Source organism: Streptomyces sp. LS1784, assembly GCF_020103755.1.
In the GTDB taxonomy this organism is placed as follows: Bacteria; Actinomycetota; Actinomycetes; order Streptomycetales; family Streptomycetaceae; genus Kitasatospora.
On the sequence record NZ_JAHSQD010000349.1, the window covers coordinates 1 to 8,861 of the forward strand.

The 8,861-nt window shown below is 75.2% G+C and carries 9 protein-coding genes; 1 reads left to right on the forward strand and 8 read right to left on the reverse strand.

The annotated features are described in order from the left end of the window. On the forward strand, positions 1 to 679 hold a 679-nt coding region (locus KS423_RS30305; RefSeq protein WP_224282969.1), incomplete at its 5' end, for an isocitrate lyase/phosphoenolpyruvate mutase family protein. A gap of 82 nt (positions 680 to 761) precedes the next feature. On the opposite strand, the gene KS423_RS30310 is transcribed toward KS423_RS30305, so the two are convergent. The 8 genes from KS423_RS30310 to KS423_RS30345 all read right to left on the reverse strand — a co-directional run bounded on the left by KS423_RS30310 (position 762) and on the right by KS423_RS30345 (position 8,656). After that, on the reverse strand, positions 762 to 1,022 hold the full coding sequence (locus tag KS423_RS30310; protein WP_224282970.1) for a hypothetical protein: 261 nt from the start codon (positions 1,020 to 1,022) through the stop codon (positions 762 to 764). Between the two features lie 43 nt (positions 1,023 to 1,065). Next, the gene (locus tag KS423_RS30315; RefSeq protein WP_224282971.1) at positions 1,066 to 2,172 is read right to left on the reverse strand and encodes a cytochrome P450; all 1,107 of its coding nucleotides are present in this window, start codon (positions 2,170 to 2,172) and stop codon (positions 1,066 to 1,068) included. Beyond that, the gene (locus tag KS423_RS30320) at positions 2,136 to 3,587 is read right to left on the reverse strand and encodes a cytochrome P450 (RefSeq protein WP_224282972.1); all 1,452 of its coding nucleotides are present in this window, start codon (positions 3,585 to 3,587) and stop codon (positions 2,136 to 2,138) included. The genes KS423_RS30315 and KS423_RS30320 overlap by 37 nt, the downstream gene beginning before the upstream one ends. Next, a complete protein-coding gene (locus KS423_RS30325; RefSeq protein ID WP_224282973.1) occupies positions 3,584 to 4,219 on the reverse strand; it encodes an ATP/GTP-binding protein in 636 nt (211 codons plus the stop codon). Before KS423_RS30325 ends, KS423_RS30320 begins: the two co-directional genes overlap by 4 nt. Then, positions 4,197 to 4,544, reverse strand: coding sequence for a DUF742 domain-containing protein (locus tag KS423_RS30330; protein ID WP_224282974.1), 348 nt, complete (start codon positions 4,542 to 4,544; stop codon positions 4,197 to 4,199). Before KS423_RS30330 ends, KS423_RS30325 begins: the two co-directional genes overlap by 23 nt. After that, the gene (locus KS423_RS30335) at positions 4,541 to 4,954 is read right to left on the reverse strand and encodes a roadblock/LC7 domain-containing protein (RefSeq protein WP_224282975.1); all 414 of its coding nucleotides are present in this window, start codon (positions 4,952 to 4,954) and stop codon (positions 4,541 to 4,543) included. Before KS423_RS30335 ends, KS423_RS30330 begins: the two co-directional genes overlap by 4 nt. Beyond that, positions 4,938 to 6,203, reverse strand: coding sequence for a sensor histidine kinase (locus KS423_RS30340; RefSeq protein ID WP_224282977.1), 1,266 nt, complete (start codon positions 6,201 to 6,203; stop codon positions 4,938 to 4,940). The genes KS423_RS30335 and KS423_RS30340 overlap by 17 nt, the downstream gene beginning before the upstream one ends. Positions 6,204 to 6,436: 233 nt before the next feature. Beyond that, complete coding sequence (locus tag KS423_RS30345) at positions 6,437 to 8,656, reverse strand: SpoIIE family protein phosphatase (protein WP_224282976.1); 2,220 nt, start codon at positions 8,654 to 8,656, stop codon at positions 6,437 to 6,439. Between the last annotated feature and the right edge of the window lie 205 nt (positions 8,657 to 8,861).

Genomic DNA, 8,861 nt, shown 5'->3' on the forward strand with positions numbered 1-8,861 from the left:
GACGGCCAGCGCGAGCGTCTCCTGGTCGCTCGGCAGCGCGGACGGCGGCGGCGCCGACCGCGAGCAGGTGCTGGCCCGGACCGCCCAGGTGGTCCGAGCGGTCGACCTGCCGGTCACCGCGGACCTGGAGGGCGGCTACGCGGACACCGCCGCCGGGGTCGGCGAGACGGTCGCCGCGCTGCTCGCCACCGGCGCCGTCGGGGTGAACCTGGAGGACGAGGGCCGGGCGGCGGAGGAGGCCGCCGAGCGGATCGCGGCCGCCCGGGCCGCGGCGGACACGGCCGGTGTGCCGCTCTTCGTCAACGCGCGCACCGACGTCTTCCTGCGCGGGATCGGCGCTCCGGAGGGCCGGCTCGACGACGCGGTCCGCCGGCTGCGGGCGTACGTCGCGGCGGGCGCGGACGGGGTGTTCGTCCCCGGGGTGTCCGACCCGGAGACCATCGCCGCCCTGGTCGAGGCCGTCCCGGCGCCGCTGAACGTGCTGGTCGGCCCCGGCTCCCCGGCGGTCGCCGAGCTGGCGAAGCTCGGCGTGGCCCGGATCAGCCTGGGCCCCGGCCTGGCCGAGGTGGCGTACGCGGCGGTCCGCCGGGCCGCCGAGGAGGTGTACGGGCGCGGCACGTTCACCGCGCTCGCCGAGGGGCTGAGCTACCCGGAGCTCAACCGGCTGTCCGCTGGCTGAGTGCCGCGGACCGGGCGCGTGGGACGGCCGGCCGTTCGGGGGTCGGCCGGCCGCCCACGGGCCGTTCGCCGGCCCGGCGATATCAGTTCAGGACCTGCCCGCTGAGCCCCGGGTGGCTCATCTGGCTGGTCCCGATCGCCTCGACCTGGTCGGCGGTCCTGCCGACGACGGGGAGCTTGCCCACGGTCCTCAGGGCGACGTCGGCGGGGGAGAGTTCGAGCCCGTCGGTGAGCCCGCCGGTGACGTCCGGCGAGGAGGCGGTCTGGGTGGTGGCGGAGGCCGCCGGGACGGCGAGGGCGAGGCCCGCCATGGTGAGGGCGGCCAGGGTGGCGAGTTTCTTCATGCCCTGCCGAACGACCCGGACCGCCCTCAGGTAACCGGCCGGCTCAGACCGTCACCCACAGGGTGCGCACGCTGTTGCTGACGAACGAGGCGATCGGCTCGTCGGTCCGGCCCTCCGCACGGGCCAGCCCGGGGAAGCGGGTGAACAGGTGCCGCAGCGCCGTCTCGGCCTCCAGCCGGGCGAGCCCGGAGCCGAGGCAGAAGTGCGGGCCGTGGCCGAGCGACAGGTGCTTGGCGGGCTGCCGGGTGAGGTCGAAGCGGTCCGCGTCCGGGTGGTGCCCGGAGTCCCGCCCGGCCGCCGCGTACGAGGCCAGCAGCGCCTCGCCGCGCCGGATCACCACGTCGCCGACCGCGATGTCCTCGCGCGCGTAGCGCAGCGGGAACTGCCCGACAGGCGAGTCGTAGCGCAGCGTCTCCTCGACCACCGCGGACCACGGCTGCTCCCCGTCCAGGACGAGCCGCAGCTGGTCCGGGTGCGCGAGCAGGGCGCGGACGGCGTTGGTGATCAGGTTGAGCGTGGTCTCGTGCCCGGCGACCAGCATCAGCAGCAGGGTGCCGACCAGCTCGGCCTCGCTGAGTCGGTCGCCGGCCTCGCGGACGGCGATCAGGTCGGTGGTCAGGTCGTCACCGGGCTCGGCCCGCTTGGCCGCCACCACCGAGGCCAGCAGCGCGTTCAGGCCCCGCTGCGCGGCCAGGGCCGCCGCCGGGGTGGCCGAGCTGGAGACCATGGTGTCGGACAGCTCGTGCAGCTCGTCCTGCTGCTCCAGCGCGAGGCCGAGCAGTTCGCCGATCACCTGCATCGGCAGCGGGTAGGCGAAGTGCCGCCGCAGGTCGAACTCGCCCTCCAGCTTCGCGACCTCGTCCAGCAGCGCGATCGTCCGGGCCTCGACGGCGGGGGCCAGGTCGGCTATCCGGCGCGGGGTGAAGGCCTGCGAGACCAGCCCGCGCAGCCGCCGGTGGTCCTCGCCGTCGGCGGTGACCATGCCGGGGACGGCGATGAAGTTGAGCAGCGGCCAGCCCTCCGGCAGCCGTCCCTCCCGGAAGGTGCTCCAGAGCCGGGCGTCCTTGCCGACGCGGGGGTCGGCCAGCAGCGACTGGAGGGTGTCGTGGTGGGTTACCGCCCAGACCACCACCCCGCCAGGGAGTTCCACCAGGACCGCGGGGCCGGCCGCGCGGAGTCGGGCGTTCTCGCCGTGCTGGTCGCGGCCGAAGGGGTCGAGTCTGAAGGGCTCGGCGCGGGTTCCGGAGTCGGTGGTGTCCATGCGGGCCTCTCGGGGGCTGGCGGGCGGGGCGGGGTGAAGGCGCTGTAGAGCACCGGGAGGGCGGTCAGGGCCCGGGACCAGGGGGACGGGCGCCACGTCAACTCACCAGGTGGTACGGCAAGTTGGAGGTCGGGCAGGCGGTGCAGCAGGGTCTCGACGGCGGTCTCGACGATGATCCGGGCCGGGTGCTGGGCCGGGCAGACGTGCCGGCCCGCGCCCCACGCGAGGTGCGCCCGGTTGCCGCCGAGCGAGCCGTGCGTGGCGGCCGAGACGCCCTGCGCGGCCGGGTCGGCGTTGGCCGCGGCCAGACCGAGGACGAGCAGGTCGCCCCGGCTGATGTACTGGCCGCCGAGGACGGTGTCGCTCGTGGCCCAGCGACCGGGGAAGTTCTGCGTCGGCGGGTCGCGCCAGAGCACCTCCTCCAGCGCGTCGGAGACGGTCAGCCGCCCGCCGGTGAGGGTGGCCCGGAAGCGCCGGTCGGTGAGCAGCAGCCGCAGCGTGTTGCCGGTCCAGCAGATGGTGGTCTCGTTCCCGGCGACCATCATCACCACCAGGTGGTGCACCGCCTCCTCGTCGGTCAGCGCGGCCGGGTGGGCCAGCAGCCAGGAGGTGAGGTCGGCGCTGGGCGTGGCCCGGCGGCGCTGCACCAGGTCGACCAGGATCGCGTGGAACTCCTGGTTGGCGCGCACCGAATCGGCGCCGCTGTCGGAGATGTCGTTGATCAGCCGGATGAGGTGCGGACCGGCGTCGGTGGGCAGGCCGAGCAGCTGGGTGAAGACCAGCAGCGGCAGCCGGCGCGCGTACTGGGCGACCAGGTCGGCGGTGCCGTCCGGGCCCCAGCTGTCGATCAGCCCGTTGGCGGCGGCCTCGGTGGTCCCGCGCAGCTGCCGGTGGTCGATCTGGGCGAGCGTGTCGGCGACGGCGGCGCGCAGCCGCTGGTGCTCGGCGCCGTCCAGGTTGAGCAGGGTGGGCCGCCAGGAGGTCATCGGCTGGAGTCGCGAGTCGGCGGCCAGCCGGCCCTCGGCGGGCACCCGCCAGCGCCGCGAGTCCTTGGAGAACAGCGCCTCGTTGCGGGTGAGTTCGAGCAGCTCGGCGTAGCCGAGGACGAGCCAGGCCTCGACCCCGGGCTCCAGCTCGATCGGTGCGACCGGGCCGTAGCGTTCGCGCAGCCGGGCGTACAGGCCGTGCGGGTCCTCGGCGACGGCCGGGCCGTACAGCGGGGTCAGCGGCACGCCCACGGGCAACCCGTCGGGCAGGCTGCCGCCGTGGGCGACGGGGCACCCCGGGGGTTCGGGCGTGGTCATCCCTGGAGCTCCAGGATCGAGTTGCGGTGCAGGTGGTCGACGAAGTCGATCAGCAGGTCGTAGGACTGCCGGCGGTCGCGCGCGTCGCAGTGCAGGATCGGCACCTCCGGCAGCAGGTCCAGCGCCGACCGCAGCTCCTCCTCCGGGTAACTCGGCGTGTCCGGGAAGGTGTTGACCGCGATCGCGAACGGGATGCGCTGCTCCTCCAGCCGGCCGAGCACGTCGAAGCTCTCGTCCGGGCGGCGCAGGTCGACCATGGCGATGGCGCCGAGCGCACCGCGCGACAGGTCGTCCCAGAGCGGCCAGAACCGCTGCTGCCCGGGTGTGCCGAACAGGTACAGGGCGAGCCGCGAGTTGAGCGTGATCCGGCCGAAGTCCAGCGCCACCGTGGTGGTGGTCTTGCCGGGGCGCCCGGTGAGGTCGTCCACGCCGGCGCTGGCGGCGGTCATGGTCTCCTCGGTGCGCAGCGGGGTGATCTCGCTCAGCGAGCCGACCAGGGTGGTCTTGCCGACCCCGAACGGACCGGTGACCAGGATCTTGACCGCGCCCTGCACCGAGGAGGGCAGGTACTGCGGTCCGTCGGCGGACCCGGCGGCCCCGGGGGCGGCTTCAGCGGAGTTGGCGGAGGCCAACGAGCACCTCTTCCAGGAGGGTTGCGGGCAGGCGTTCGGCCTGCGGGACGGGCGGGAGCACCTGCACGGCGCCGAGGTCCCACAGGTCCCCGACCAGCACCTTGACGACGCCTAGCGGCAGCCCCAGGTGGGCCGCCACCTCGGCGATGGACAGCAGGCTGTGACAGAGGTCGAGGATGCGCCGGTGCTCGCGGTTCAGCAGCGCGTCCTCGGGTAGCTCCGGCGGCCCGGGTAACGCGCTGACCAGGCTCTCCACGGCCAGCTCGGCCCGGGTGGGGCGGCTGCGCCCGCCGGTGATGACGTACGGCCGGACCGGGCCGCTCACCGGTGGCCCCCCGCCGCGTGGTCGAAGCGCGGCGGGCTGGTGAGGTGGGTGCCGATCCGCTCGACCAGGACCTGCATCTGGTAGGCGACCAGGCCGGCGTCCACCGCGTCGCCGGTCACCACGGCCAGGTGCGCGCCGGCCCCGGCGGCGACGATGAAGAGGTAGCCGCCGCCGTACTCGATGACGATCTGGCGGGTGGCGCTGCCCGGTCCGCCGAAGCCCGTCGCGACGCCGCGGGCCAGCGACTGCAGCCCGGAGCAGGCGGCGGCGAGCCGTTCGGCGTCGTCGCGCTCGATGCCCTCGCTGCGGCCGATCTCCAGGCCGTCGTTGGAGACGACGACGGCGTGCTGGACCTGCGGGACGGCGATGATGTCGGCGAGCAGCCAGCCGAGGTCAGGGGTGGTGGTCATGGAACTCTCCGGAGCGCTGGGGAAGTCGGGGGGAAGCGGGCAGGGAAGGGCCGGACTGGGCCTGGGCCCGGGCGGCGGAACGGCCGCTGGCGGTTCCGGCCTGGAACATCGCCATGAACGACTGCGCGTCCCGGGCCGAGCGGTAGGGCGGCGCGGGCGGCGGAGGGGGAGCGGCGTGCTGGGCGGGGCGGCCCGTGCGGCCGCGCCGGTGGCTCCGGCGGGGCAGCGGGGGAAGGGTGTCACCGGTGGCGGTGTGCCGGCCGGGCGGCGGGGTCTCCACCAGGGGGTGACCGGCGGGAGCGGCCGGTCGGGGGCCGGGGTTGAACGCCTGGTCGTCCGGCCCGAGGCCGGGGACGGTGGGCGGCAGCGGCTCGGTGAGCAGCGCGTTGGGCAGCAGCAGGACCACGCGCACGCCGCCGTACGGGGAGGGCGCCGAGCTGAGCGTGACCCGGAAGCCGTACTGCTCGGCGAGCCGGCCGACCGCGGCCAGGCCCAGCTGCGGCACCTCGCCCAGCCGGGAGACCTCCAGGGTGCTGCCGCCGGCCAGCGCGGCGGAGGCCTTGGCGACGGCCTGTTCCGGCATGCCGACGCCGCCGTCGTCGATCTCGATGACGGCGCCGTTGTGCACCGGCATCAGGGTGACGAACACCTGGGTGCTGGGCGGGGAGTAGCGGGTGGCGTTGTCCAGCAGCTCGGCGATCGCGTGGATCAGCGCCTCGGCGGCGGCGCCGACCACCGCGGTCTCGATCCGGCTGCGCACCACCACGCGCTGGAACGGCAGGATGCGCGACTGGGCGCCGCGGACGACGTCCTCCAGGGCGACCGGTTCCGGCCAGTGCCGGCCGGCCCGCGCGCCGCACAGCACGGCCAGGGTCTGGGCCAGCCTGGCCTGTTGGGCGGCCGCGTGGTCGGCCTTGAGCAGGCCCTCCAGCAGCGCCGGGTCGTCGTGGGTGCGTTCCATCTCGTCCAGCAGCGCCTGCTGGTCGTGGGCCATCACCAGGATCCGGCGGGCGACGCTGAGGAAGGCCCGCTGGGTGGAGGCGGTGTGCTCCTGCTCCTGCTGGACGGCGGCGAGTTCGGCGCCGCGGCGGGAGAGCTCGGCGGCGAGCTGTTCCTGGACGGCGACGAGTTCACGGTGCAGCCGCTCGGCGCGGCCGCGCTGGGTGACGGACACGGCGCGGTACCGCGCGGCGGCCACGAGGGCGAGGACGGCGAGCACGCCGGTTGCCGTTACGGACCACTGAGTCATCGTCACGCCGCGAATTCTAGGGTGATGATCCTACGAAGGTGTGAACGGATCTCGCCAAGTGACCGGATCTCGTCAATATCAAGTCAATTCGGCGTCAATCGGGAGTCGTTCGACCCCGATCCCCTCGTATGGCGAGACGTCCGGTCGGCCCGGCCGGTCCCCTCGGGAAGCGTCGGAATCGAGCCTGATGGCCGGATCGCGCCCTGCGATGTGTGGGTCCTGTGTGCGGGGTGTCACGGAAGGGGCGTCGTCCGGTGCAGGAGCAGCAGCGCCACGTCGTCCGGCCGGGACCGCCGCTCGGTCACGTTCAGGGTGAGCAGATCGGCCAGCCGCTCCAGCGCCGGCTCCGGGCCGACCTGCCCCGGACCGGTCTGCCGGGCCCACAGTTCGAGCCCGCCGAGCATCCGCTGCACCGACTCGTCGTAGTCCTCCTCACGGTCCTCGACCAGCCCGTCGGTGTACGCCAGCAGCGTCTCGCCGACCGCCAGCCGCTCCACCGCCAGCGGGTACGGCTGCTCCGGGTCCACGCCCAGCGGCGGCCCGCCCGGCAGCTCCAGCTCGACGGCCGCGGCGTCGCCGGTGATCCGCACCGGCGCCGGGTGCCCGGCCCGGGCCGCGGTCAGCACGCCGTCGGCCGGGTCCAGGGTCAGGTAGAGGCAGGTCGCGAACAGCTCGGTGTCCAGCTCGGCCAGCAGCCGGCTGGTGCGGGTCAGGGTGGCGGCCGGGTCGTGCCCGTCCGTCGCGTACGCCCGCAGCCCGCTGCGCAGCTGGCCCATCACCGCGGTGGCCTCGGCGTTGTGGCCCTGGACGTCGCCGATCACCAGCCCGATCAGGCCGTCCGGCAGCCGCAGCAGGTCGTACCAGTCGCCGCCGATCTGCATGCCCTCGGTGCTCGGCAGGTAGCGGGCGGCGCTGGTGATCCCGGACAGCCGGGGCAGGGTCCGCGGGAGCATCGCCCGCTGCAGCTCGGAGGCCCGGTGGTGGTGGGTGTCGTACAGCCGGGCCCGCTCCAGGGACTGCGCCAGGATGCCGGCGAAGGCCGAGTACAGGGTGCGGTCCTCGCGGCTGAACACCCGCTCGCCGGCGAAGGTGATCAGGCAGGAGCCGACCTGCTGCCCGGAGGCGACCAGCGGCAGCACCGCCCAGGCGGCCGGGGTGAGCGGGTCGCGCCGGGTGCGGTCCGCCGAGGGCTCGCTGAACAGTGGGGCGGAGCGGGCCAACGAACGCTGCATCACGTCCTCGGACAGGTCCGCCAGGCGGGTGAGCTCGGTGCGGCGCGGGCCCCCGTGCACGGTGTGCGAGACGGGCAGTAGCCGGCCCTCGTCCACCAGGTCCAGGACGATGCCGGCGGCGCCGAGGGCCGGGCGGGCGACGTCGGTGACGGCGGTGGTGACGTCCCGGACGGTCACCGCCCGGGACAGTGCCCGGGTGAGCGTCAGCAGCAGCGCCGTCCGGGCGGCGGACGGGGAGTTCCGTTCCTCGGCCGGCGGCTGCTCCCGGTGCCCGACGTCGGCCAGCAGCCCGGCGATCCGCACCGGCCGCCCGTGCACGTCCAGCATCACCTCGCCGGACTCCTCGACCCGGGCGGCCCGGCCGCCGGGCCGCAGCACCCGGTAGCCGATCCGGTAGCGGCCGCCGGTGGCCAGCGCCTCGGCGAGCGCGGCCTGCACGTCCGGCAGGTCCTCCGGGTGGACCAGCCGGTCCAGCTCGGGGGCGGCACCGTCCGGGGCGGCCGGGCGGCCCGTCAGCCGGAACGCCTCGGCGTCCCAGTAGCTCTCCCCGGTGACCAGGTCGCGCTCGAAGGCGCCGCACCCGGCGGCCCGCACGGCCAGCGACAGCAGTGGGTGGGCCAGCCCGGCGGGGCGGCCGTCCGCCGCCTGCGGGCCCTCGGGTAACCGCACGCCGTACGGCACCCGGGTGCCGTACGGGAGGTGGGCGTCGGCGTGGTCCAGCAGGTGGGAGAGCCGGTGGGCGCAGGCCTCGGCGACGGTCTCCAGGACGTCCAGGTCGCGGCGCGGGACGGTGCCCCGGTGGGCCAGCGCGAGGGCGAGCACACCGATCGGCCGCTCGTCCACGACCATCGGCAGGGTGATCACGGCGACCATCCCGGTGCCCATGCCGGCGTTCCTGTTCGGGTAGTCGATGCCGGTGTGCTCGGGGCTGAGCAGGTACGGGCGGCGCAGCCGCAGGGCCATCGCCGCGGGCAGCTCACCGGCCGGATCGACCACGCCGTAGCGCTCGTGCGCCCAGTCCGGCAGCCCGTGCGAGGCGGTCAGCCGGAGCATCCCGGCGGAGTCCAGCAGGTACAGCGCGGACCCCTCGCCGGTGATCCAGCTCGGGCCCTCGGCCAGGACGGTGCCGAGCAGCTCGGCGGCGCTGGTGCAGCCGAGCAGCAGGCGCACGCAGCGCATCGCACTGCGCGTGGGCGCACTGCCGGCGGGCTCCAGGGGCATTGATCCTTGATACCCCATTTCCCCGAACGGTGGACGGAGACCGAGCCGCCGCACCGGTGCCGGCACCCCCGTCCGCGGCATCCCGCACCACCGCGTCCACCGGCCGCCCCGCCGACCCGTGCGGACCAGCAGCCGCCCCACCCCCTCGTCCGGGTGCCGCCCGGGCACCTCCACCCGCGCGCCACCGGCCGCCGTGGCCCACGCC

What these genes read in the sequence shown, in the direction of transcription:
- KS423_RS30310 (WP_224282970.1), bottom strand. Translation starts at nt 1,022, where the DNA reads ATGAAGAAACTCGCCACCCTGGCCGCCCTCACCATGGCGGGCCTCGCC.
- KS423_RS30320 (WP_224282972.1), bottom strand. Translation starts at nt 3,587, where the DNA reads ATGACCACGCCCGAACCCCCGGGGTGCCCCGTCGCCCACGGCGGCAGC.
- KS423_RS30335 (WP_224282975.1), bottom strand. Translation starts at nt 4,954, where the DNA reads ATGACCACCACCCCTGACCTCGGCTGGCTGCTCGCCGACATCATCGCC.
- KS423_RS30340 (WP_224282977.1), bottom strand. Translation starts at nt 6,203, where the DNA reads ATGACTCAGTGGTCCGTAACGGCAACCGGCGTGCTCGCCGTCCTCGCC.
- KS423_RS30345 (WP_224282976.1), bottom strand. Translation starts at nt 8,656, where the DNA reads ATGCCCCTGGAGCCCGCCGGCAGTGCGCCCACGCGCAGTGCGATGCGC.